This window comes from Halosimplex halobium (assembly GCF_051414055.1).
Classification (GTDB): domain Archaea; phylum Halobacteriota; class Halobacteria; order Halobacteriales; family Haloarculaceae; genus Halosimplex; species Halosimplex halobium.
The window spans coordinates 113,839-134,813 of record NZ_JBLKNX010000009.1 but is presented as its reverse complement, the minus strand read 5'-3'; the positions used below and the strand labels follow the sequence as shown (position 1 = coordinate 134,813).

General features: G+C 68.9%; 23 protein-coding genes and 1 tRNA gene. 16 read left to right on the top strand and 8 right to left on the bottom strand.

Annotation, left to right across the window (positions count from 1 at the left end; genetic code table 11):
- Position 1: 1 nt before the first annotated feature.
- The 3 genes from ACMGFG_RS11055 to ACMGFG_RS11045 form a co-directional block, all read right to left on the bottom strand.
- A complete protein-coding gene (locus ACMGFG_RS11055) occupies positions 2–1,042 on the bottom strand; it encodes a 50S ribosomal protein L10 (RefSeq protein ID WP_436930389.1) in 1,041 nt (346 codons plus the stop codon).
- A gap of 1 nt (position 1,043) precedes the next feature.
- Entirely contained in the window at positions 1,044–1,682 is a 639-nt protein-coding gene (locus ACMGFG_RS11050; RefSeq protein ID WP_135364068.1) for a 50S ribosomal protein L1, read from the bottom strand.
- Positions 1,683–1,982: 300 nt separating this feature from the next.
- Positions 1,983–2,471 (bottom strand): 50S ribosomal protein L11, encoded by a 489-nt coding sequence (locus ACMGFG_RS11045; protein WP_436930388.1) that lies wholly within the window; start codon positions 2,469–2,471, stop codon positions 1,983–1,985.
- A 302-nt stretch (positions 2,472–2,773) separates the two neighbouring features.
- On the opposite strand from ACMGFG_RS11045, the gene ACMGFG_RS11040 reads away from it, so the two are divergent.
- Together ACMGFG_RS11040 and ACMGFG_RS11035 are read left to right on the top strand one after the other, a co-directional pair.
- Entirely contained in the window at positions 2,774–3,763 is a 990-nt protein-coding gene (locus ACMGFG_RS11040) for a transcription initiation factor IIB (RefSeq protein ID WP_436930387.1), read from the top strand.
- Between the two features lie 143 nt (positions 3,764–3,906).
- Positions 3,907–4,743 (top strand): TrmB family transcriptional regulator, encoded by an 837-nt coding sequence (locus ACMGFG_RS11035; RefSeq protein WP_436930386.1) that lies wholly within the window; start codon positions 3,907–3,909, stop codon positions 4,741–4,743.
- Positions 4,744–4,802: 59 nt separating this feature from the next.
- On the opposite strand, the gene ACMGFG_RS11030 is transcribed toward ACMGFG_RS11035, so the two are convergent.
- On the bottom strand, positions 4,803–5,003 hold the full coding sequence (locus ACMGFG_RS11030; protein ID WP_135364059.1) for a VNG_1110C family protein: 201 nt from the start codon (positions 5,001–5,003) through the stop codon (positions 4,803–4,805).
- 173 nt (positions 5,004–5,176) lie between these two features.
- On the opposite strand from ACMGFG_RS11030, the gene ACMGFG_RS11025 reads away from it, so the two are divergent.
- The 5 genes from ACMGFG_RS11025 (at position 5,177) to artA (ending at position 12,336) form a co-directional block, all read left to right on the top strand.
- Positions 5,177–6,286: an OBG GTPase family GTP-binding protein gene (locus ACMGFG_RS11025; RefSeq protein WP_436930385.1), complete on the top strand. Its 1,110-nt coding sequence runs from the start codon at positions 5,177–5,179 to the stop codon at positions 6,284–6,286.
- Positions 6,283–6,741: a TIGR04206 family protein gene (locus ACMGFG_RS11020; protein WP_436930384.1), complete on the top strand. Its 459-nt coding sequence runs from the start codon at positions 6,283–6,285 to the stop codon at positions 6,739–6,741. The genes ACMGFG_RS11025 and ACMGFG_RS11020 overlap by 4 nt, the downstream gene beginning before the upstream one ends.
- Before the next feature lie 47 nt (positions 6,742–6,788).
- Positions 6,789–7,541, top strand: a complete 753-nt coding sequence (locus ACMGFG_RS11015; RefSeq protein ID WP_436930383.1) for a VOC family protein — start codon at positions 6,789–6,791, stop codon at positions 7,539–7,541.
- A gap of 545 nt (positions 7,542–8,086) precedes the next feature.
- Complete coding sequence (locus ACMGFG_RS11010) at positions 8,087–11,092, top strand: DUF7282 domain-containing protein (protein ID WP_436930382.1); 3,006 nt, start codon at positions 8,087–8,089, stop codon at positions 11,090–11,092.
- Between the two features lie 206 nt (positions 11,093–11,298).
- A complete protein-coding gene (gene artA / locus ACMGFG_RS11005; RefSeq protein ID WP_436930381.1) occupies positions 11,299–12,336 on the top strand; it encodes an archaeosortase A in 1,038 nt (345 codons plus the stop codon).
- On the opposite strand, the gene dph5 is transcribed toward artA, so the two are convergent.
- Positions 12,325–13,104 carry a diphthine synthase gene (gene dph5, locus ACMGFG_RS11000; protein ID WP_436930380.1) on the bottom strand — a complete coding sequence of 260 codons (780 nt, stop codon included), beginning with the start codon at positions 13,102–13,104 and terminating at the stop codon, positions 12,325–12,327. The genes artA and dph5 overlap by 12 nt on opposite strands.
- A 151-nt stretch (positions 13,105–13,255) precedes the next feature.
- Between dph5 and ACMGFG_RS10995 the strand changes: the two genes are divergently transcribed.
- The 4 genes from ACMGFG_RS10995 (at position 13,256) to ACMGFG_RS10980 (ending at position 15,085) form a co-directional block, all read left to right on the top strand.
- Complete coding sequence (locus ACMGFG_RS10995) at positions 13,256–14,242, top strand: class I SAM-dependent methyltransferase (protein ID WP_436930379.1); 987 nt, start codon at positions 13,256–13,258, stop codon at positions 14,240–14,242.
- A 103-nt stretch (positions 14,243–14,345) separates the two neighbouring features.
- Positions 14,346–14,420: transfer RNA gene (locus tag ACMGFG_RS10990), tRNA-Thr, on the top strand.
- 93 nt (positions 14,421–14,513) lie between these two features.
- Positions 14,514–14,690, top strand: coding sequence for a hypothetical protein (locus tag ACMGFG_RS10985; protein WP_436910105.1), 177 nt, complete (start codon positions 14,514–14,516; stop codon positions 14,688–14,690).
- Positions 14,691–14,731: 41 nt separating this feature from the next.
- Positions 14,732–15,085 carry a hypothetical protein gene (locus tag ACMGFG_RS10980; protein ID WP_436930378.1) on the top strand — a complete coding sequence of 118 codons (354 nt, stop codon included), beginning with the start codon at positions 14,732–14,734 and terminating at the stop codon, positions 15,083–15,085.
- Positions 15,086–15,137: 52 nt separating this feature from the next.
- On the opposite strand, the gene ACMGFG_RS10975 is transcribed toward ACMGFG_RS10980, so the two are convergent.
- Both ACMGFG_RS10975 and ACMGFG_RS10970 read right to left on the bottom strand, forming a co-directional pair.
- Positions 15,138–15,380 carry a DUF7385 family protein gene (locus tag ACMGFG_RS10975; protein ID WP_436930377.1) on the bottom strand — a complete coding sequence of 81 codons (243 nt, stop codon included), beginning with the start codon at positions 15,378–15,380 and terminating at the stop codon, positions 15,138–15,140.
- A gap of 32 nt (positions 15,381–15,412) precedes the next feature.
- Entirely contained in the window at positions 15,413–16,276 is an 864-nt protein-coding gene (locus tag ACMGFG_RS10970; RefSeq protein WP_436930376.1) for a cytochrome c oxidase subunit 3, read from the bottom strand.
- 171 nt (positions 16,277–16,447) lie between these two features.
- Here ACMGFG_RS10970 and ACMGFG_RS10965 point away from each other — a divergent pair, with 171 nt between their 5' ends.
- The 4 genes from ACMGFG_RS10965 to ACMGFG_RS10950 all read left to right on the top strand — a co-directional run bounded on the left by ACMGFG_RS10965 (position 16,448) and on the right by ACMGFG_RS10950 (position 19,241).
- Positions 16,448–17,845, top strand: coding sequence for a hypothetical protein (locus tag ACMGFG_RS10965; RefSeq protein WP_436930375.1), 1,398 nt, complete (start codon positions 16,448–16,450; stop codon positions 17,843–17,845).
- Positions 17,842–18,171 carry a DUF7410 domain-containing protein gene (locus ACMGFG_RS10960; protein ID WP_436930374.1) on the top strand — a complete coding sequence of 110 codons (330 nt, stop codon included), beginning with the start codon at positions 17,842–17,844 and terminating at the stop codon, positions 18,169–18,171. The genes ACMGFG_RS10965 and ACMGFG_RS10960 overlap by 4 nt, the downstream gene beginning before the upstream one ends.
- 115 nt (positions 18,172–18,286) lie before the next feature.
- Positions 18,287–18,571 carry a DNA-directed RNA polymerase subunit L gene (locus tag ACMGFG_RS10955; RefSeq protein ID WP_135364048.1) on the top strand — a complete coding sequence of 95 codons (285 nt, stop codon included), beginning with the start codon at positions 18,287–18,289 and terminating at the stop codon, positions 18,569–18,571.
- Between the two features lie 82 nt (positions 18,572–18,653).
- Positions 18,654–19,241, top strand: coding sequence for a hypothetical protein (locus ACMGFG_RS10950; RefSeq protein ID WP_436930373.1), 588 nt, complete (start codon positions 18,654–18,656; stop codon positions 19,239–19,241).
- Between the two features lie 40 nt (positions 19,242–19,281).
- On the opposite strand, the gene ACMGFG_RS10945 is transcribed toward ACMGFG_RS10950, so the two are convergent.
- Entirely contained in the window at positions 19,282–19,947 is a 666-nt protein-coding gene (locus ACMGFG_RS10945) for a DUF502 domain-containing protein (RefSeq protein WP_436930372.1), read from the bottom strand.
- 395 nt (positions 19,948–20,342) lie between these two features.
- Here ACMGFG_RS10945 and ACMGFG_RS10940 point away from each other — a divergent pair, with 395 nt between their 5' ends.
- The gene (locus tag ACMGFG_RS10940; protein WP_436930371.1) at positions 20,343–20,840 is read left to right on the top strand and encodes an HTH domain-containing protein; all 498 of its coding nucleotides are present in this window, start codon (positions 20,343–20,345) and stop codon (positions 20,838–20,840) included.
- Positions 20,841–20,975: the final 135 nt, after the last annotated feature.

Below are 20,975 nucleotides of genomic sequence, written 5' to 3'. Positions count from 1 at the left end.
GTTAAAACATGGCTCCCATGGCGTCGCCGACGTCCTCGTCGTCGTCGTCATCGTCGTCGGCCTCCTCGGCCTCGGCTTCCTCGTCGTCGGACTCGTCGGCGTCGTCGTCGGTTTCGGTCTGGTCGTCTGCCTGTGCGTCAGCCGCGGGCTGGTCGACGTCCTGGAGCTCCTCCGGGAGAGCCTCGGGGTCGTCGACCTGCGCCGCGAGCGCCCGGACCTGCCCGTCGGCCTTCGAGACGAGGTCGTCCATGACCCCGGGGCTCTCGATGGCGCCCTGCAGGGCGAGGCTCTTGGCGTCGCCGCGAGCCTTCTGGAGCAGGGTCGGGGCGGTCTGGGTCGTCGGGTAGCTGGCGTTGACGGCGAGGTTGCGACCGCGGGCGGCCGCCGCCTCGATGTCGGCCCGGTACTCCTCGACGTCCAGTTCGAGCTCCTCGGGCTCGAAGAGCACGCCGTCGGCGTGGACGGCGCGCAGGTCCAGCCCGACCTCCTTGGGCTCGATGCCGAGCTCGCTGAGGACGTTGGCGAGGTCGTCCGAGACCTCCTCGCCCGCGTCCAGTACTGTGGAGTCCGAGAGCACCTGGATCGACCCGTCCTGGATGCGGGCGTCCGCGCCGACCTGCTGGAGGTCGCCGACGAACGGCCCGGGGTCGACGCCCGTGTCGCCCTCCGGGATGACGATGTCGTTGGGGGCGACCTCGCCGGCGTTGATCGGCGCCGGCGTCTTCGAGGCCTCCAGCTGCTGGTAGAGCCCGAAGGGGTTGTCGTTGGTGCCGATGAGGCCGACCTGACCCGACACGTAGTCGGTCAGGTCCTCGAGACCCTCGTCGACCTCCTCGAGCGCGCGCTCGATGAGCGTGTTGCGCGAGACGCGCAGTTCGGCCGTCCCGTACAGGTCCCGGCGCATCTCCTGGAGCTGTCGGGATGGGATGCCGGTGATGTCGACGATGCCGACGCTGTCGTAGGACTCGATCATCTCGACGACGTCGGCGACCTCCTCCTGCTTCCACTGCGGGATGGTCTCGGTCTTGCGTTCGGCGCTCATATCAGGCGACCTCCACTGCCGGCCCCATCGTCGTCTTCACGTAGATGGAGTCGATGTTGAGCGGACCCTTCTCGAGGTCTGCGTGCAGGCGACGGAGGATGACGTCGATGTTGTCGCCGATGTCCTCGGCGTCCATGTCCTCCGCGCCGACGCGGGTGTGGAAGGTGCGCCGGTCGCCGCTCCGGATGGTGACGGAGTTTTTCAGCCGCTCGACCATCTCCACCACGTCGTCGTCCGGCGCGATGGGGTCGGGCATCTTCCCCCGCGGACCGAGCACGGTCCCCAGGTAGCGGCCGATGTCCTGCATCAGCGACTCCTCCGCGAGGAAGAAGTCGGTCTCGTCGGCCAGGTCCTTGGCCTCGTTGTCGTTGTCGCCCAGGTCGGCGAGATCGTCGCTGTCGAGGACCTCTTCGGCGACGTCCTCGGCGCGCAGGGCTGTCTCGCCCTCCGCGAACACGACGATCTGGGTCTCCTGTCCGGTGCCGGACGGGAGGACCACGTCCTGGTCGACGCGGTTCGACGGGTCGTCTAGGTCGATGTCGCGCAAGTTGATCGCGAGGTCGACCGTCTCCCGGAAGTTCCGGGGCGGGGCGTCCTCGAGTGCGCGAGAAACTGCGTTCTCTATTTCCTGATCTGCCATTGTTCACCTCCGTAGTGCGCCAGCGGCTCCTACGGGTCAGTGAAACAGGCGAAGCCTGTCTCATCTCGGCGAACGCCGATGCGACACTTAAAGTCGTCGAACCCGCTCCGTAGCGTCACGCCTTGGCACTCGGCGGTCGACGAGCCGAGACGCGGGACTCCTCGCAGTCGTCGACGCGGTCAGCGAGTGGAGAGTCGTGGGAGAAACCGAAGCGCGGTCACGAAGCCGCCTACGCAGCCGCTTCGTCCGCAAACACACCGTCAGAGACGCTCTGACGAGCCTTCGCCTCGTTGCGACGGCTTACGCCGTCGCTTCCTCGGCAAATACGTCGTCGTACTCGCCCTCGTCGATGCGCTCCTTGAACTCGCGGGGGTCGTTGCCCTCGATGGTGACGCCCAGCGAGGTGCAGGTGCCGACGACCTCCTTCGCGGCGTTCTTCAGGTCGTAGGCGAGCAGGTCGGGGTGTTTCTGCTCGGCGATCTGCTTGATCTGGTCGACCGAGAGGTCGGCGACGAACGTCTCCTGGGGTTCGCCGCTGCCCGTCTCGAAGCCGGCCTCGTCCTTGATGAGCTCGGCCGTCGGCGGGACGCCGACCTCGATCTCGAAGCTCCCGTCGTCGTCGTACTCGACGGTGACGGGGACCTCGGTGCCGTCGAAGGCCGCGGTCTGGTCGTTGATCTCCTGGACGACTGCCTGCACGTCGACGGGCGTCGGGCCCAGCTCCGGCCCCAGCGGCGGGCCAGGGTCGGCCTGCCCGCCCGGGACGAGCACTTCGATAGTTCCAGCCATACACGACGAAACCGGCGGGGCGGGTTTAAGAATTGCTTTTCCCGGACGACGCGTGCGGGACCGACACATGTTGGGTACGGTACCCAAGCCCACGCCCCCACAACGTCAGTCCAGTGTCACGCACCCCTCCGGATCCGGACCCGACTCCGCTCCCGGCGGTCGCCCGAGATCACCGGAGAGCAACCCGCTCCATTCTGTAACTACTACAGTAACAACGCAGCAGTAACTATTTACGTTAGTAGCACGAAGGATCGGATGCGAACCACGGGTCGGCGGCGACACACCGTCGGTCCGGAAACACAATGACAAGCACGAACCAGCGAGTCACGGGCCGTCACGTCCAGCCCATCGAACGCACGGACGAGGAGACCGACCCGGAGACCGAGTCGGAGCGCGAGCGCGACGAGTGCCCGGAGTGCGGCGCGTCGGGGGTCACCGACGAGAAACGGGGAGAGACGGTCTGCCAGGAGTGCGGCGTCGTGCTGGAGGAGGACGTCGTCGACCGCGGCCCCGAGTGGCGGTCGTTCGACGCCCGCGACAAGGCCGAGAAGAGCCGCGTCGGCTCGCCGACGACGGAGATGCTCCACGACAAGGGGCTGTCGTCGGTCATCGACTGGCAGAACAAGGACGCCCACGGCCAGACCCTCTCGGCGAAGAAGCGCGAGCAGATGTCCCGGCTGCGCACCTGGGACGAGCGGTTCCGCTCCCAGAGCGCCCAGGACCGCAATCTCAAACAGGCGCTCGGCGAGATCGACCGCATGGCGAGCGCGCTGGGCATCCCGAAGGACGCCCGCGAGACGGCGAGCGTCATCTACCGGCGGGCGCTCGACGAGGAGCTCATCCCCGGCCGGTCCATCGAGGCGATGGCCACCGGGTCGCTGTACGCCGGCGCCCGCCAGGCGGGCGTCCCGCGCACGCTCGACGAGCTGGCGACCGTCAGTCGCGTCGACCGCAAGGAGTTCGCGCGCGCGTACAGATACATCGCCCGCGAGCTCGAACTCGCGATGGAGCCGACCGACCCCGAGCAGTACGTCCCGCGGCTGGTCTCGGACCTGGACCTGCCCGAGGAGACCAAACAGCGGGCGGTCGAGCTGCTGGAGGCCGGCAAGCGCGAGGCGGTCCACTCCGGGAAGAACCCGGTCGGCCTCGCCGCGGCGGCCATCTACGCGGCCGGCCGGCTCACCAACGTCGAGGTGACCCAACACGAGGTCGCCGACGCCGCCGACGTGTCGGCGGTGACTATCCGCGACCGCTACACGGAACTGCTCGACGCCGACGACCAGGTCGCCTGAGGTGACGACCGTGCCGACAGGCGCCCGATCCGACGCCGCTCGATATCCTGACCGTCCGCCGACCGAGAGATGGCTCACAGCGCGGCGTCGCGAACGACCACCGTTATACCCTCGACCGCGCAATGTCCTCTGAGAGAACCCGCATGTCCAACGACGAGTCCGCCGTCGGTCCCGACGAAGACGACCTGGTCGCCGAGACCGCGTCGCTGCTGGAGACGTTCGGGCTGACGAGCTACGAGGCGAAGTGTTTCGTCGCGCTGACCCGGATCGGCCACGGCACCGCCCGCGAGATCGCGGAGGTGGCCGACGTGCCCCGCCCCCGGGTCTACGACAGCGTCGAGTCGCTGGCCGAGCGCGGACTCGCCGACGTACAGGACGCCCAGCCGCGCCGCTTTCGCGCCCCCGAACCGCGCGACGCCGTCGAGACCATCCGCCGCGAGTACGGCGAACGGCTCGACCGCCTGGAGGGGCTGCTCCCGCGGCTCCAGTCGCCCGAACCCCGCGAGGAGCGGGCCGGCGTCTGGGTCGTCGAGGGCGACGACGCCGTCAGCGATCGGCTGGCCGCGCTGGCCGACGACGCCGGCGAGGAACTGCTCGTCGTCGTCGCCGTCGAGAGCCTGCTCACCGGGGAGGTCCGCGCGGCGCTGGCCGAGGCGACCGACCGCGGCGTCGACGTCACCGTCGGCTCGCCGAGCCCCGAGATCCGCGCGGCCGTCGCCGACGCCGCGCCCGACGCCGCCGTCGTCGAGACCTGGACCTGGTGGGAGGACTACCCCATCCGCGCCGGCGAGATCAGCTCGATCCTCATGGCCGACGGCCGCGAACTGATCGTCAGCTCCGACCTGGAGACCGACCTCCCGGGCGTCGACCGCCACAGCGCCGTCTGGACCGACGACGAACGCGCCCCCCTCGTCGGGCTGATGCGACCGCTGCTCGCCGAGGCGATCCGCTCGGGGCCGTCCGCTCGCGGGTCGGCGTAGTTCCGGCGAGAATCCGATATCGTCGAGGACCGACCGCTGTTCTGCTTCCGGTGTCGCCGTCAGGCGACGGAGATCCCGTTGCGCGCGAGGAAGTCGCTGGCGCTTTTGATCTCGACCGGACTGCCGATGATCCGCACCCGGCACTCCTCCCGTCGGATAGTGACGGTGAACTGCCGTTCGAGGTCCTCGCGGACCCCCTCGATGGCGTCCGCTGGCAGGAGGATCTCCGTACTGTCACGGAGTCGGGCCGGTTCGGACATGATCGATGTTGTTCGACGCTCGCGGTATTAGTGTGTCGAAACACGATTCATTCCGGACCGTGAACATTTATATATGACAGGGACCCGGCGGCTCGACTTGCACGTCGTCGCCGGCCGGTCGCCACCGGGGCGGAAGAACACCTTTTTCGGTTCCGGTTGCCGACCCACAGGTAATGGGGCTCGAAGAGGAGATCCGCGAGATCGAGGAGGAGATCGCCGAGACGCCCTACAACAAGTCGACGGAGGAGCACATCGGTCGGCTGAAGGCCAAGCTCGCGGAGAAAAAGGAGAAGCTGGAGAACCAGACCTCCGCCGGCGGCGGCGGGGGCTACGCCGTCGAGAAGACCGGCGACGCCACCGTCGCGCTGGTCGGCTTCCCCAGCGTCGGCAAGTCGACGCTGCTGAACGCCCTCACCAACGCCGAGAGCGAGGTCGGCTCCTACGAGTTCACCACGCTCGACGTGAACCCGGGGATGCTCAAGTACAACGGCGCGAACATCCAGATCCTCGACGTGCCCGGGCTCATCGAGGGCGCCGCCGACGGGCGCGGCGGCGGCCAGGCCGTCCTCTCGGTCGTCCGGACCGCCGACCTGGTCGTGTTCGTTCTCTCGGTGTTCGAGATCGACCAGTACCAGCGTCTCTACGACGAACTGTACAACAACAAGGTCCGCCTCGACACCGAGCCCCCCAACGTCTCCGTCCGGAAGAAACACAAGGACGGCATCAGCGTCACGTCCAGCGTCGACCTGGACCTCGACGAGCAGACCATCAAGAGCGTCCTGCGCGAGCGCGGGTACGTCAACGCCAACGTCAACATCGGCGAGCAGGTCGACATCGACCGCCTGCTCGACGGCGTGATGGACAACCGCGAGTACCTCCCCTCCCTGGTCACCGTCAACAAGGCGGACCTCATCGAGCCCGACTACCTCGACACCGTCCACGACCAGCTGCGCGAGTACGACATCGACCCCGAGGAGGCGATCTTCATCAGCGCCGAGGAGGGGAAGGGCCTCGACGCGCTCAAGGAAACGATCTGGGAGGAGCTGGGACTCATCCGGATCTACATGGACAAACCGGGCCGCGGCGTCGACTACGAGGAGCCGCTCATCCTCCGGGAGGGCGACACCGTCGCGGACGCCTGCGAGAAGCTCGGCGGCGAGTTCGAGGAGCGGTTCCGCTTCGCCCGCGTCTCCGGCTCCAGCGCCAAACACGACGACCAGCAGGTCGGCAAGGACCACGAACTCGCCGACGAGGACGTGCTCCGCATCCTCACCACGCGATGACCGAACGCACCGGGGCTGTCGCGCCGTTCGCCCGCCACCGGCGCGCGCTCCTCCGGTACCGCCGCGGGCTCGCCGTCCTGGCCGCCGGGCTCGTCCCGTGGCTCGTGATCCCCTACGAGGGCGGCGTCAGCCTCGTCCACTCCCTCGCGCTGGTCTCCCCCGGGACCGGCGCCGTCACGTCGGTCTACCACTACGTCTTCGTGTACACGCGCGACATCCCGACCGCGCTGCTGGCCTGGCCGACGGCCTCGCTCCTGTACGGTACCGGGGTCGCGAGCGCCGCGCTCGCCCGGATCGACCGGGAGGACCGCCGCGTCACCGCGGGGCTGTTCGCGCTGGCGGCGTTCGACGTGTGCTACGCCGCAGTCGGGTTCTCCTCGCCGCGGCTGCGGACGGTCGCCTACCCGCTCGGGGCCGCGTTCCTCGCGCTCGCGGCCTGGACGAGTCGGCCCTGAGTGCCGGGTTCGGTATCCTCTTCTAGCTGGCTTCCCACCGATCGCGTATGGACGGAACGCTCGATCACACGATGATGCGCGTCGAAGACCTGGAGGAGTCACTCGAGTGGTACACCACACACCTCGACTACGAGGAGAAGGGCCGCTGGGAGGCCGACACGTTCACCAACGTCTTCCTCGGCCCCGTGGACGTACACGAGGAGGGCGCGCTGCTGGAACTCACCTACAACCACGACGGCCGCTCGTACACGATGGGCGACGGCTGGGGCCACATCGCCGTCCGCGTCGAGGACGTCCACGACGCCTACTACGAGCTGATGGACGAGGGCGTCGAGGACTACCGCCGGCCGGAGGACAACCCCGGCTACGCCTTCGTGAAAGACCCGGACGGCCACGAGATCGAGATCGTCGAGCGCGACTTCGGCGCCCGCTGGAGCATCGACCACACGATGATCCGCGTCGAGGACGCCGACGAACACCTCGGCTGGTGGACCCGGAAGTTCGAGTACGAGCACACCGGCCGCTGGGAGGCCGACAGCTTCGCCAACTACTTCGTCAAGCCCGAGGGCGCCGCCGAGGAGGCGATGGCCGTCGAACTCACCTACAACTACGACGGGCGCACGTACGAACTGGGCGACGCCTGGGGGCACCTCGCCGTCCGCGTCGACGACCTTGACGAGGGGTGGGACCAGCTGATGACCCGCGAGGCCGAGGACTACCGCGACCCCGAGAGCTGCGACAACAACTACGCGTTCACGAAGGATCCGGACGGTCACGAGGTCGAGATCGTCACGTCGTAGACGGCAGTACGGCCGCGAACGGAGTGATCGGCCGCTTTTTGCCCCATCTTTTGCCGCGAGCGGTGCCCGGAGCGAGCCGCGCGAGCGAGGACACCCGAGGGGAAAAGGTGGGCGCACGACAACTACGCGTTCACGAAGGATCCGGACGGTCACGAAGTCGAGATCGTCACGTCGCAGGGACCCGTCGGCCGACAGCGGCGGCGACCGCGCCGCGCTCCGGCGCGGTAAGCACGGCGTACTCCCGTATTTCGGTATTTAATACACCCCCTCGTCGGCGGCCTGTGGGACAGGCGTCTGACACGTGCCGAGGGCACGTGAAACAGTCACAAACGGGTTCTGCGGGCCGATATGCGGCGTGAGGGGGTCGTTCCTCCCTCGGCTATGACCACAAAGCATTTATTACATCCGCCGGTGGTTCCTACCGTACCCCTACCCATGGCTGCAGTATTGAGTACACCACTGGCGGTTCGGCGCGGCCGACTGATGGTCGCGTGTCCGCGTGGTCGGAAAGCTGCTGTGGCCGCTGACAGAAGATCCAACAAACTATGACAGGAACCAACGACAAGCTGCGTAGCTTGTTCCTGACGATGCTGATGGTCGTCTCCGTGTTCGGAGGCTCCATCGCGTTCGCGGGAACGGCTGCTGCGGCGAATACGGACCCTGGCGTAACGAGCGCTACGGAGTCCCTCGACGACATCACAGTCGAGTTCAACACGAGTAGCACGATAGAAACGGTTCGAGCGGACAACTCCACCGGTGCCATCCGACCGGAGGACGTCGAAGTCTACGTCCGGACGGCCGGTGACTCCGAGTTCGTCAACTACAGCACGGACTCGGCCGCTGACAACGACCTCGCCACGGTCGACAGCAGTACCGCCGGCGAGATCGTCCTCCCCGCCAGTAACGGATGGGAGGACCTCAGTCCCGCCGACGAGGTGAAGGTCAACATCCAGAACCTCTCGAGTCCGGAATCGGACGACCTCCGGTACGACACCGGGAACATCACGGTTGACCTCTCGGCGGCCGTTCTCCAGCACAGCGGGAACGCCTACAACTCCGAGGACACCGCCCAGCGTGTCTACGCCGGGACGCCGATAACCATCGACGCCTCGAACTCCGGCGAGAACACGCCGTTCCTCTTCCAGAACGCCGACACGAACCAGACGATCCTGGAAGGGTCGACCGGTGAGGACACTTCGCGGTACGTCTTCAACACGGACCGCCTGTCTTCGGGTACCACCTACCGACTGGTGTACAACCCGACCAGCCAGGCTCAGAACGTCCCGGCCACCGGCGACCGCAAGGTCCGGTACATCACGATCGACTCGCTCGACCTCTCGGCATCGCTCGAGCAGGACGGTAACCTCTTCGAGCACAACGAGGACGTCGAGGTCGACGTCAGCGGTGACGCCATCCGCGGTAACTCGCGACTGGCCGTCACCGTCGACGGTCCCTCGACCCAGTACCAGAGCGCCAGCCTCGACAACGCTGGCGAGATCGTCAACGCCGACTACAGCTACGACGCCGGTTCCCTCGACGCCGGTGACTACACGGTGACGGTCACCGACGTCCAGACCGGCATCGACGTCACCGCCGGCGAGTTCTCCGTCGACGAGTTCCCGACCGCTGACTCCGCCTCCTTCGGTGGCGGCGTCTTCGAGGAGGAACGCGGTGACGTCGTCGAGATCCCCATCCAGCTGAGCGACAGTCAGGAGGGCGCTCTGGCGACGGTCGCCATCGGTGACAAATCCGAGACCGGCTACGTCACGAACGTGACGGTCGCCGACGAGGACGGTGACGGTGAGGTCGTCCTCGAATGGAACACCTACATGGCCGGCACCGGCGAGAGCGACCACATCTTCACCGCGCAGGGTGATGACAACGTCACCAACTTCGGTGGCGAGAGTGGCTCCTTCGTCGAGGCCGTCCGTGTCTTCGAGAACGATACGGAAGCGCCCAACGCTTCCAGCCTCGAGTTCGCGGGTAACGGCATCCTCGACCCCGCGTCGTACGACCTTTCGGTCGTCGCGAACGACGAGGACCAGTCCGAACTCATCAACGACGGCGAGTTCAACTTCACCGAAGTCGACGCTGACGCGGTCGGCGCGGTGTCGATCAACGCCCGCGCGACCGAGAGCAGCAACGTGTGGGTCGTCCCGTCCGGCAAGAAGGACGAGGTCGACCTCACGTTCATCGACGAGAACACCGACAACAACGAGGACCCGATCGACGGGAACCTCACGCAGTCCGACCTGGTGGCCAGCAACGAGCTGATCGTCCACCAGATCAGCGCGTCCGGTCTGGAAGGCGTCCTCAAGAACCGCACCGCCGGTGGTGCGAACGAGACGGCCGCCTTCCTCAGCGAGGTCGGCCCTGACGGCGTCTTCAACGCCAGCTTCGCCGAGCTGAACCCCGGCCCGAACCAGCCGCGCGAACGGTTCGACCTGGATACGACTAACACGGTCGTCCTCCCGGACTACCAGAACGACACCTACTACATCGCAGTCGATCTGAGCGGTGTCGACGAGAACAAGCTCGAGGACGGTATCGAGTACAACGCCTCGTTCCGCTTCCGGAGCTACAGCTCGGTCGGTCCGCAGATCGGCGGCGACGGTTCCGGCACCGTCGGCTCCGACTGGACGTACGAGCTCGCCGAGGCGACGCTCGACACCAACGCGGACGACGAGGTCGTCATCCGCAACCAGGTCGGTCAGACCATCCGCGGCGACACGAACGTCGCCCCGGGCACGGAGCTCGGCCTCCGCATCAACAGTCAGTCGGACACGAGTCCGTTCCTGACCACGCTGAACACCCACGTCACCGAGGACCGCACGTTCGCGGCGACGGGTGACTTCAGCGAGCGCGGTTCGGACATCAACTTCACTGTCGCGGTCCGCCGCGGTGGCGAGCGCATCAGTGACGGCACCTACAGCGGTGTCATCCTGGCCCAGCCGACCGCCTCGGTCACCTTCAGTGACCAGGCCGTCGCTGAGGGCAACCAGGAAGTCGTCGTCGACTCCGTCACGCTCTCGGACGGTGGCTTCATCGCCATCCACGAGGGTAGTGCCAGCGGCGACGTGATCGGCGTGAGCGGCTACCTCCAGGCCGGCCAGCACTCCGACGTGCGGGTCGACCTCGAGGAGCCGGTCAACGGGACCACCACGCTGGTCGCGATGCCGCACCTCGACGACAACTCCAACAACCTGTACGACTTCCCCGAGGCCGACGCGCCGTACACTGCCGACGGTAGCGCAGTGACCGACAGCGCCGAGGTCTCGCTGGACATCGAGACGGCTACGCCGACGGCCACGCCGACGGCTACGCCGACGCCGACGGCTACGCCGACGGCCACGCCGACGGCCACGCCGACGCCGACGGCTACGCCGACGGCCACGCCGACGGCCACGCCGACGGACGAGCCGGCCGACGGCGGTGACGGTGAGGACACCCCGTCGCCGACCACCACCGGTGACGGTGCTGGCTTCGGTGTCGCCGTCTCGCTCATCGCCCTGCTCGCGGCTGCGCTCCTCGCGGCGCGCCGTCGCGAATAAGGTAGCACTATCGGGCTGACGCCCGACCCCTAACCGCTCGACATTTTTTCGGACGCTACCCGGTCAGCGACAGCTCCGTCCCGCTCGCCGGTCTGGAGTCCGTCGCAGACGCTCCGGGCACACTCCGAGCCCGCGACCGCCCGTGTGCGCGCCGGGCACGCAACGACAAAGCATATACTCCCGATACCGTTACGTTGGAGCAACCGATGCTCGACGCCGTTCTCTCGGGGCTGGACTGGGCCACGCGCTTCTCGGACCCGCTCGCGTGGCTCGTCCTCGGGGCGTTTCTCGTGACGGCCGTCCTGGAGGCGACCGACCGGCGCGAGCACGCCCGGCTGGCGGGGGTCGCGGCCTGGGTGCTGTTCGGCGTCTTCTGGTTCACGCTCATCTACCACTTCGCCGTCGTCCAGCGGAGCGTCATCGAGGGGGTCGGGACGCTCGTCGCCGTCCCCGCCTCCCTCTACGTCGGCTACCTGCTGTGGTCCGGCCGCGACTCGCTCTTTGTCCTCTCGCGGGCCATCCTCCTGATGGGGGTGGTCTTCTTCCCGTTCGAGTCGATCCCCGTACTGCGGCAGTTCCTGGTCGAGACGGTCACCGACCAGACGGCGGTCCTGATCTCGCTGGTCGGATCGAACCCGGAGCTCGTCACGGGATACGAGACAGTCGTCGACGGGCAGCAGGTCATCGCGTACGACGGCTACATCGTCGGCGAGAAGCATCACCTCTACGAGAACACGTTCGTCTTCGCGGACGGGGAGAGCCCGATCTTCTACACGATCGTCATCGCCTGCACGGGGATCGGGAGCATGGCGATCTTCGCCGGACTGATCGCGGCCGTCGAGGCGCCGCTGGCCCGGAAACTCCGCGCGCTCGCGGTGTCGCTGCCGGTCATCTACGCCCTGAACCTGGGCCGCAACGTCATGATCGCCGTCGGGTTCGGCGAACAGCGCTTCCACCTGTTCCCGGAGCTGATCATGTCGGTCTTCGGGCTGTCGGACCCGCGGCAGGTCTCGTACATCGTCATCGACCGCATCGTCGCCCAGAGCCTGTCGGTGGTCGCGCTGGTCGGGATCACCTACCTCGTCGTCCGCGAGCTCCCGGAGGTGCTGACCGTCGTCGAGGACCTGCTGTTCGTCGTGACGGGGTCGGAGTACGACCTGCGGGCCGCGCTGGACCTCGACCCGGCCGTCGCCGAGGGGGACCCGGAGGTCGGTGCGGGGGCGGGCACCCGCTCAGACGACTAGTTCTTCGAGAAGCGCGTCGGGCGCGCCGCCGACCGCGGCGAGGGCGTCCCGTTCCATGAGGTGGAGGTCGCCGGGAACGACCAGCAGGTGCAGCGGGTCGCCGAACGACTCCCCGGCGAGCGTCGAGAGCCGGTCGGCGCGGACGACGGGGTCGGGACTGCCCGCGCGGGCGACGACGACGCCGAGCGTGTCCTCGTAGGCGTCGGCCAGGCGGGCGGCCGCCCGGTCGGCGGGCATGTAGTCCTCGTTCGCGGCGTCGATGTCGAGGAAGACGAGCGTGTGGAGTCCCCGCTCGCGGTTCGCCTCGACCGTGTCGACGACGCTCGCCGGGAGGTCGTCGCCGGCGTGGGAACGCTCGAAAGGGAGCGTCGTCGCCTTGCCGAAGCGGTAGTTCTGGAGCCCGGTGAGCGAACTCGCGGCCGCCTGGGCGGTCGTCCCGTGGACGACGCGCGTCTCGATGTCCCGCTCGTGGGCGCGCAGCCGCAGGTCCGTGTGGGTCGTCGAGATCATCGTGTCGCCGGCAGTGCAGAACACCACCTCGGAGTCGGCGGCGTCGTCGAGAATGTCGTCGGGCGACTGCTCGACGCCGGCGCGGTCCCGCACTTCGATCTCGGTGTCGTGGGCGGCTTCGAGGGCCTCGATCGTGGCCCCGGCGAGCTTGCTGGTGTAGAACTCGGCGACGACGCGGTCGGCCGACCGGATGGCGTCGCGGCCCGCGACGGTGACCGACCGCTCGTCGTAGAGGCCGAGTCCGACGAAGGTGAGCATACGGCCCCTCCGGCGGCGAACCGATTAAGTCCCGCGAAGCGGCGCGGGGCGAGCCGGCGACCCCCGCGGCGGACGGTCCCGGCGGCCCGGGACGGCGGACGGCGACGACGGAAGCGTCAGGCTTACCGCGCGACGGCGACCTACCGGGGGTATGGAAGTCCCCTGCGTTCGGGTCCCGCGCGAGGACGGCGAGGCGACGCGCCGCCGGCTGGCCGATGCCGACCTGGTCGCCGAGGACTACGAGATCGAGGTCGCCGACGGCTCCCTCTACGTGCCGGTCACCGACGCCGCGGCAGTCCCGGAGGAGTTCGAAGTCGTCACGCGGGAGGTCGAGGCGCGGGAGACGCAGACGATGCCCGCCGACCTGCTGGCGTTCGACCCCTCATACGAGCGGCTGGGCGACGTGGTCATCGTCGACGAGGACGACCCCGAGCGCGCGCGGGCGCTGGCCGACGCCGTCGTCGAGTCGGCGCTGCCGGTGAAGACGGTCGTGAATCGCGCCTCGAAGGTCAAGGGGACCGAGCGGGTCCGCGACTGGGAGGTCCTGGCCGGCGAGAGCACCGAGGCAGTCCACCGCGAGTACGGCTGCGAGTTCGCCCTGGACCTGGCGACGGTGTACTTCTCGCCGCGGCTGGCGACCGAGCGCCACCGCGTCGCCGAACAGGTCCGGGAGGGGGAACGGGCCCTCGACATGTTCGCCGGGGTCGGCCCCTTCGTCGTCCCCTTCGCGAAGCGCGGCGCGACCGCGGTGGGCGTCGATATCAACGAGGACGCTATCGAGTACCTGCGTGAGAACGCCCGCCGCAACGGCGTCGCGGACCGCGTGACGGCGATCTGCGGGGACGTGCGCGAGGTGGCGGGCGAGTACGCGGACTGGGCCGACCGGCTCGTCATGAACCTGCCCCACAGCGCCGACGAGTTTCTGGACACCGCCGTCGAACTGGCCGGCGACGACTGCGTGGTCCACTACTACGACATCCAGCACGAGGACGACCCCTACGGCCCCGGCGAGCGCGCCGTCCGCGAGGCGGCCGAACCGGAGTACGAGGTGACCGTCGAGCGGCGCCACACGGTGCGGTCGTACGCCCCGCACGAGCTGAACATCTGTCTGGACGTGCGACTGCGCCGCCCCGAGTGACTGCCTCACAGAGCCGGCCCGAGTGACTGCCTCACAGAGCCGGCCCGATTCGCAATCCTTATTGCGGTTATCGGCGGTACGTTGAAACGGAGCCACCGAACGCGCCGGTGTAGCTCAGACTGGCTAGAGCGAATCCTTCGTAAGGATTAGGTCGAGGGTTCAAATCCCTCCACCGGCTCTTTCTCTCGGACGCAGGCCGGCGAGTCGTGACTCCGCCGGGTCGGACCGATCGACCGGTAGCATCAAGCGGGTAGGGTCGGTGGATCGGGATATGCGGTCAGAGGACGACATCCGGGAACGGATCGCCGAACTCGAAGAGGCGTACGACAGGACGGACCCGCCGACCTCGGAGCTGGAGGACGAGGCGGAGGTCGCGATCCTCCGGGCCATCGAGGAACTGGAGTGGGTGCTCGAAGAACACGACGCCGAGTCCGGGTTCACGACCTGAGCGGCGCAATCCCTATCTCTCCCCGACCCCGCGGATCGCCCGTGCAGTCGACGACACGCGACGCGTTGCTCGCCGCGGCGAGCGCCGCCGTCCTGCTCGCCGTCCTCGCGGCTACGGGGTCGCTGCCGCTGCTGACTCGACCTGCAGCCGTCGCGACGGGTATCGGTGCTGCGCTGGCCGTCGAAGCGCTGTTCGTCGCCGACACGCCCGCCACGGACCTGTGGGAGCGGCCCGCGGTGCAGGTCGGCAGCGCCCTCGCGCTCGTCGCCGGCGCCGCGCTCGCGGTGTGGACCGCCGGCGCGTGGCTCGTCGCGGCGGCCTGCTGGGGACTGGCGACGTACTTCGTCCTGCTGGCGCTGCTGGTCGCTGGCGTCTGGGAGCCGAAGCCGGCGTAGCCGGGACCAGACACACCGGCGTCAGCGTAGCCGGGGACGAACCACACCGCCGTCAGTGCGTGAGCAACAGCACCTGGTCGTCGGTGCGGACGACGCAGAACGGGCCGCCGGGGTTCCCGAACGTGTTCTCGCGCTTCTCGGAGACGAACAGCGCCTCGAAGGCGTCGCCGCAGGCCGGGCAGGCGAACCCCTCGCGGTTTTCGAGGTGCATCGTCGCCCGGTCCTGACTCTTCAGTTTCAGGCCGTGGCGGTACTCGTGTACGTCGAAACTGTCCTCGACGTCGAGCGGCTCCATATCCCGTGATGGGGAGAAACGGTCTTGAAACTCTAGATCTCGGCGCCGACGTAGAGGACGACGACGAGGAAGATCCAGACCACGTCGACGAAGTGCCAGTACATCGAGGCGGTGCTGACGGAGGTGTGTCGATCGGCGGAGTACTGGCCCTTGAGCGCGCGGACGAAGACGATGCCCAGCAGGACGGCCCCGAGCGAGACGTGGAGGCCGTGGAGGCCGGTCAGTCCGTAGAACGCCGAACCGAAGGCGCCGCCGGTGAGGGTGAAGCCCTTGTGGACGATGAACTCGTAGTACTCGTAGACCTGGCCGCCGATGAACACGACGCCCAGAAGCAGGGTCAGCCCCAGCAGCTGCAGGAACCGGGTCCGGTTGCCCTTCCGGAGCGCGGTGTGTGCGAAGTGCAGCGTGAAGCTGCTGACGATCAGGATGGCCGTGTTGACCAGGACGAGGCTCCCGACCAGGTCGGGGAAGGTGTCCGTCGACCAGGTGCCGACGCGGATGAAGAAGTAGTAGACGAACCCGGCGCCGAAGGTGGCGATCTCCGACCCGAGGAACAGTATCATCGCGAGCCGGAGCGTCCCGGCGCCGTGTTCGTCCGTCCCCTTCTCCCAGAAGTTGACGACGAACGCGTGGTACAGCCAGCCGTAGAGACCGACGAGGAACAGGCCGACGCTGGCGACGGTGGCCGCCGGGCCGTAGATCGGGTCGACGAGCGGTTCCTGACCGCGACCGAGGACGAACAGCGCGGCGGCGACGTAGATGCCCGCCGCGCCGACGGCGGTGACGAACGGCCACCAGCTGGCCTCGCCGAACCCGCGCGGCCAGTCCTCGACCGCCGGCAGGTGGTGCCCGCCGTGGTCCCCGTGGTCCTCTGACGTATCGTCCGCGAGACTCATACTACCGGCTTGCGCCAGCAGCACCAAAAAGCCTCCCAAACCGTCCCAGCCCACCGGCGTCCAGCGGATCTCACGCGCCCTCCGAACGTGTTCGTCGCGGGTCGCGGGCAGGGCCGCCCGCCCGGCCGGGCTTCGATACTTTGACCGGGAGGGGGGTCTAACTCCCGACGGATGGACCGACGGACTCCGACGACCGATGCCGTCCGTGCGGCCGCGCTCGCGCTGGCCGGCGCGCTCGCGGTGGCGCTCGCTGCGCGGCCGGTGCTGGCCCACGGCGGGTCGCTGGGCGGGTCGGCCCGCGAGTCGCTGACCGTGCCGACGTGGCTGATGCTGGCGACCGGCGGCGCGGTCGTCGGCGCCTCGTTCCTGCTAGCGTCGTTCGCGACCGACCGGTCGGCGCTGGACTGGCTGGTCGACACCCGCAAGCGGTTCGCGCTCCCGGCGCCGACCGCGCTCCGGTGGGCCGCCGGGGCGCTGGGCGTCGCGGCGCTGGCCGGGATCGTCGTCACCGGGTTCGTCGGCCCGACCGACCCCCTCTCGAACCCCGCGGTGGTGATCGTCTGGGCGGGGTGGTGGGCCGGCTTCGCGATGAGCACGTACCTCGTCGGCAACACCTGGCCGGCCGTCAACCCCTGGCGGGCGATCGCCGGGCCGCTGCCGGACCTGGGTCGGGAGTACCGCTGGACGCTGGGCGCCTGGCCGAGCGTCGCGGGCCTGCTCGCGCTCGTCTGGGTCGAGGTCGTGAGCCCGCTGGCCGACGAGCCGCGCGTCCTCGCGATTACGGTCGTCGCCTACTCCGTCGTGACGCTCGCGGGTGCGGTCGTCTACGGGACCGAGACGTGGTTCCGCGAGGCCGACCCCGTCTCGCGGGTGTTCCGCTACTACGGCGCCGTCGCGCCGGTCGGCCGGGACGCCGACGGGTCGCTCTCCCTGCGCGTCCCCGGCGCGGCGCTGACGAGCGACCGGCTGGCGGGCGTCGACGAGGCGGCGTTCGTCGTCGCCGTCCTCTGGGTGACCACCTTCGACGGCTTCGTCGCGACGCCGGCCTGGCGGTGGCTCGCCCGCTCGCTGGTGAACCTGGGCTACCCCATCCCGCTGCTGTACCCCGGCGCGATGGTCGTCGGGTTCGTCCTCTTCCTCGGCGTCTACCTGCTCGCCGCCCGGCTGGCCCGCCGCACGGCGCCCACGTACGTCGCGAGCGAGACGCTCGCTCGCCGGTTCGCCCCGCCGCTGCTGGCCATCGCCGCCGGCTACCACGTCGCGCACTTCCTGGGTTATTTCCTCTCGCTGATCCCCGCTCTGGTGGCAGCGGTGACCGCGCCGACGGCGACGGTGAACCCCCCGCTGGTCGTCGTCCCCGGCTGGTTCGGCGGCGTCGCCATCGCCGGCGTGCTCGGCGGTCACCTCCTGGCCATCCTCGCCGCCCACGTCACCGCCTTCGACCTGTTCCCGGGTCGCCTGCAGGCGATCCGCAGCCAGTACCCGTTCATCGCCGTCATGGTCTTCTACACGATGGCCAGCCTCTGGATCGTCACCCGACCGGACGTGCCGCTCCCCTACCTCACATGACCGAGCAACCACCCACCGACGCCGCCGGGGCGAGCGATGATACCCAGGTACCGGACGGTCCCGAAGCCGACGATATCGCATACGAGGTGCCGCCGGACGAGACGGCCGCCGAGTGCGAGTACTGCGGGCGCCCCTTCGAGTCCGAGGGGCTGCTCGCGCTGCACCGCGGGCGAGCCCACGAGGCGGCGATCACCGACGACGAACGGGCGGCCTACGAGGAGGCCTACGAGGCCGAGTCCGGTCAGCTCGGGCGCTTCCGGCTGAAGGCGCTGGCGATCCTGGTGTTGCTGTACTTCGGCCTGCTGATGGTGTACGCTGTGGTCTGACCGCTCCCGTCGGCGGGGCCGGGAACGTGTGTTCGGGCTCCTCCCGAGGTGGCGGGAGCGGGGCTCGGGCGCCCGGAACGTAAGTTTCATGCGCGCGAGGGGGCTGGACACGTGTATGGAACTGCGGGTCATCGAGAAAGAGCCGACGATGATCTCTATCGAGATCGCGGGCGAGGACCACACGTTCATGAACGTGCTGAAGGGCGCGCTGCTGGAGACCGAGGGGATCACGGCGGCGACCTACGACGTCAACCCCGAGCAGTCCGGGGGCCAGACCGACCCTGTGCTGACCATCAAGACCGACGAGAACACCGACGCGCTGGACGCCCTGGAGACCGGCGCCGAGCGGGTCATCGAGAAGTCCGACGACTTCCGCGAGGCCTTCGAGGCCGCCGCCTGAGCGCGGACCTCCTCCTCTCCCGTCGACGCGACCCGACAGCCGCGGCCACACGCTTTTGAAGCGGTCCGCCGATGGCCGAGTCATGACCGACCGCGACGGGGCCGCGGGCGACGACCCGGACCGGGACCGCGACCCGGACCCGGATATCGACGACGTGCTCGACGACCTGGAGGAACTGGAGGACCTGGTCGACCGGCCGGAGGAGCGCGAGCGGGTCCGCGAGGCGATGCGCACGGCCCGCCGGGCGAACAGGCCCCGCGTCGTCGGGCGCATCCGCGACGCCTTCGACCTGCGGGACGCCGGCGAGGCGGTCGTCGGCGCCTTCCTCTTTGGGATCCCCATGGTCGTCGAGGGCGGCACCCAGGAGATCGGCGTGGCCATCGAGGACTCGCCGGTCGCCGTCGCGCTGACCGCCGCCCTCGGCTTCCTCGTCGTGCTGGGGATCCTCCACGCCGCCCGGTTCGAGGCGGTCGAGGCGGACCTGATCGCCGGCGTCGTCCCGCGGCGGCTGGTCGGCATCCTCGGCATCTCCGCGGGGATGGCCGTCGGACTCATGACGCTGTGGCGCCGGGTCGACTGGAGCCAGCCGGACGTGGCCGCCGCCCAGTGTCTCGTGACCGCGGTCGTGATGGCCGTCGGCGCGTCGCTGGGCGACGTGTTGCCGGAGTAGCAAGTCGCGGGAGCAGTGGGGGTATCGGCCCGTCGGGCGGTCAGTCCGCCCGCTCGGGCTCCGGGACGGCGTAGTCGTCGTAGGCGTCGACCTGTTCGGCCTCGCTGCCGATGCCGGTGGTGACGATCATCCGCATCCCCTGGCGGACGCTCATGTCCGTCTCGTGGATCTCCGACTCGGGGACCATCACGAGCCGGCCGGCGGTGGGGTTGGGACTGTTGGGGAGAAACACCGAGTGGGCCCGGTCGCCGGTGGCCTCGTCGAAGGCCTCGGCGCCCTCGCCGGTGACGAAGCCGATCGAGTAGAGGTCCTCGCGGGGGTACTCGACCAGCACCGTCCGCTCGAACTGCGAGCCGGTGTCGACCAGGGAGGTCGCGACCTGCCGGACGCCGCCGTAGATGGTGCTGACCAGGGGGACGATGTTGATCGTCCGCCCGAGGTTGCCGAACAGGTGGCGCCCGATCGACCACTGGGCGACCAGGCCGAGCCCGGTCACCACCGCGACGATCAGGACGACTGCGAGCACCTGTGCGGCGAGTTCGACGTTCGCGGCCGTCTCGATGAGGCCGAACCTGTCGACCAGCGGGTTGACGAACTGCAGGGAGAAGGAGACGAGGATCTGCAGAATGTAGAGGGTGATCGCCAGCGGCGCGACGAGGATGAGCCCGGCCACGAAGCTCTCCTTCAGACGGCTGGTCAGTGGCATACGCTCCGGTGGGGCGTCCGGACGGAAAGCTATGTGGGGTCGGGAAGGAGAGCGTTACCGGACGGTAGCCGGTCGATACCGGCCCTTCGGGCCCGTCCCTCCGGCCTCGACCCGGGCGTGACCGAGCGGTCGGCGTCCGTGGGGCGCGTCGGCGGTCGGTCCCGGGAGCGCGCGAACGGTCGAAACGGCGTGGCGGTCGAGCGATACTGGTCCGGTTACTCGCCCATCCAGAGGCCGTTACCGCGCCGTTCGTGCCGCTTACTCGGCGTTCCGGAGTGAACAGTCGGGGCCGTTCAAGGGGGTCCGGCGGCTTGTCCGACTCGACTGTGACACGAGACCGCACGCATTCGACGGAGACAGCGGAGCCGACCGCTCGTCCCGGGTTCCGGGCGTGGATGGACGCGACGGCCGACCGGTTCGCGGCCGCCGACGAGCGCCGGGTGGAGGTGTTCGTCCGGTCGATGCTCCCGCCGCTGGGCGCCAAGTCGCGACAGGAGGAGCTGATCGCGCGGCTCGACGAACTGGCCGAGGGATCGGCGCTCGACGCCGTCTCCCTGACGGTCACCGGGAACCGCCTCTGTCTGTGTGACACCTGCTCGGCGACCGACGCCGGCGGCGACCTCATCGACCGGGTCGCCGAGCTCGACGAGTGGGGCGACGAGTACGACGCGACCGCCAGCCCCTTCTTCGAGACGCGGGAACTCGACTCCTCGATCGCCGGCGAGACCGCCCGCGCGCTCGTCCCGCCGCGGGTGAGCGCCGCGCTCTACTGCGACGACGCGCTCGCCGGCGTCTTCCCCTGCCGGATCGGGGGCCGCGAGTGCGCGGTCACCGACCTCGTCGACGCGCTCGACAGCTTCGCCGGGGAGCGCCAGCTCGTCGTCGAGCGCTGACGCCGGACCGTCGCCGACCCGTAGAGAGCTATCGCCGGGCCGTCACCGGATCCGGCGCCTCGTCGGCCGACGTGCGTATCGACCGCCTACCCCGCGCAGGCGTGCGCAAGTCGATACATAACAATGTCACGTTCT

Excerpts from the sequence above, each read along its gene's own strand:
- ACMGFG_RS11045 (WP_436930388.1), bottom strand. The coding sequence starts at position 2,471 with ATGGCTGGAACTATCGAAGTGCTCGTCCCGGGCGGGCAGGCCGACCCT.
- ACMGFG_RS10950 (WP_436930373.1), top strand. The coding sequence starts at position 18,654 with ATGACCGACCGCGACGGGGCCGCGGGCGACGACCCGGACCGGGACCGC.
- ACMGFG_RS11020 (WP_436930384.1), top strand. The coding sequence starts at position 6,283 with ATGACCGAACGCACCGGGGCTGTCGCGCCGTTCGCCCGCCACCGGCGC.
- ACMGFG_RS10940 (WP_436930371.1), top strand. The coding sequence starts at position 20,343 with ATGGACGCGACGGCCGACCGGTTCGCGGCCGCCGACGAGCGCCGGGTG.
- ACMGFG_RS11010 (WP_436930382.1), top strand. The coding sequence starts at position 8,087 with ATGACAGGAACCAACGACAAGCTGCGTAGCTTGTTCCTGACGATGCTG.
- ACMGFG_RS10960 (WP_436930374.1), top strand. The coding sequence starts at position 17,842 with ATGACCGAGCAACCACCCACCGACGCCGCCGGGGCGAGCGATGATACC.
- ACMGFG_RS11050 (WP_135364068.1), bottom strand. The coding sequence starts at position 1,682 with ATGGCAGATCAGGAAATAGAGAACGCAGTTTCTCGCGCACTCGAGGAC.
- ACMGFG_RS11025 (WP_436930385.1), top strand. The coding sequence starts at position 5,177 with ATGGGGCTCGAAGAGGAGATCCGCGAGATCGAGGAGGAGATCGCCGAG.
- dph5 (WP_436930380.1), bottom strand. The coding sequence starts at position 13,104 with ATGCTCACCTTCGTCGGACTCGGCCTCTACGACGAGCGGTCGGTCACC.
- ACMGFG_RS11030 (WP_135364059.1), bottom strand. The coding sequence starts at position 5,003 with ATGTCCGAACCGGCCCGACTCCGTGACAGTACGGAGATCCTCCTGCCA.
- ACMGFG_RS11040 (WP_436930387.1), top strand. The coding sequence starts at position 2,774 with ATGACAAGCACGAACCAGCGAGTCACGGGCCGTCACGTCCAGCCCATC.
- ACMGFG_RS11015 (WP_436930383.1), top strand. The coding sequence starts at position 6,789 with ATGGACGGAACGCTCGATCACACGATGATGCGCGTCGAAGACCTGGAG.
- ACMGFG_RS10945 (WP_436930372.1), bottom strand. The coding sequence starts at position 19,947 with ATGCCACTGACCAGCCGTCTGAAGGAGAGCTTCGTGGCCGGGCTCATC.
- ACMGFG_RS10965 (WP_436930375.1), top strand. The coding sequence starts at position 16,448 with ATGGACCGACGGACTCCGACGACCGATGCCGTCCGTGCGGCCGCGCTC.
- ACMGFG_RS11055 (WP_436930389.1), bottom strand. The coding sequence starts at position 1,042 with ATGAGCGCCGAACGCAAGACCGAGACCATCCCGCAGTGGAAGCAGGAG.
- ACMGFG_RS10985 (WP_436910105.1), top strand. The coding sequence starts at position 14,514 with ATGCGGTCAGAGGACGACATCCGGGAACGGATCGCCGAACTCGAAGAG.
- ACMGFG_RS10995 (WP_436930379.1), top strand. The coding sequence starts at position 13,256 with ATGGAAGTCCCCTGCGTTCGGGTCCCGCGCGAGGACGGCGAGGCGACG.
- ACMGFG_RS11035 (WP_436930386.1), top strand. The coding sequence starts at position 3,907 with ATGTCCAACGACGAGTCCGCCGTCGGTCCCGACGAAGACGACCTGGTC.
- ACMGFG_RS10975 (WP_436930377.1), bottom strand. The coding sequence starts at position 15,380 with ATGGAGCCGCTCGACGTCGAGGACAGTTTCGACGTACACGAGTACCGC.
- ACMGFG_RS10970 (WP_436930376.1), bottom strand. The coding sequence starts at position 16,276 with ATGAGTCTCGCGGACGATACGTCAGAGGACCACGGGGACCACGGCGGG.
- artA (WP_436930381.1), top strand. The coding sequence starts at position 11,299 with ATGCTCGACGCCGTTCTCTCGGGGCTGGACTGGGCCACGCGCTTCTCG.
- ACMGFG_RS10955 (WP_135364048.1), top strand. The coding sequence starts at position 18,287 with ATGGAACTGCGGGTCATCGAGAAAGAGCCGACGATGATCTCTATCGAG.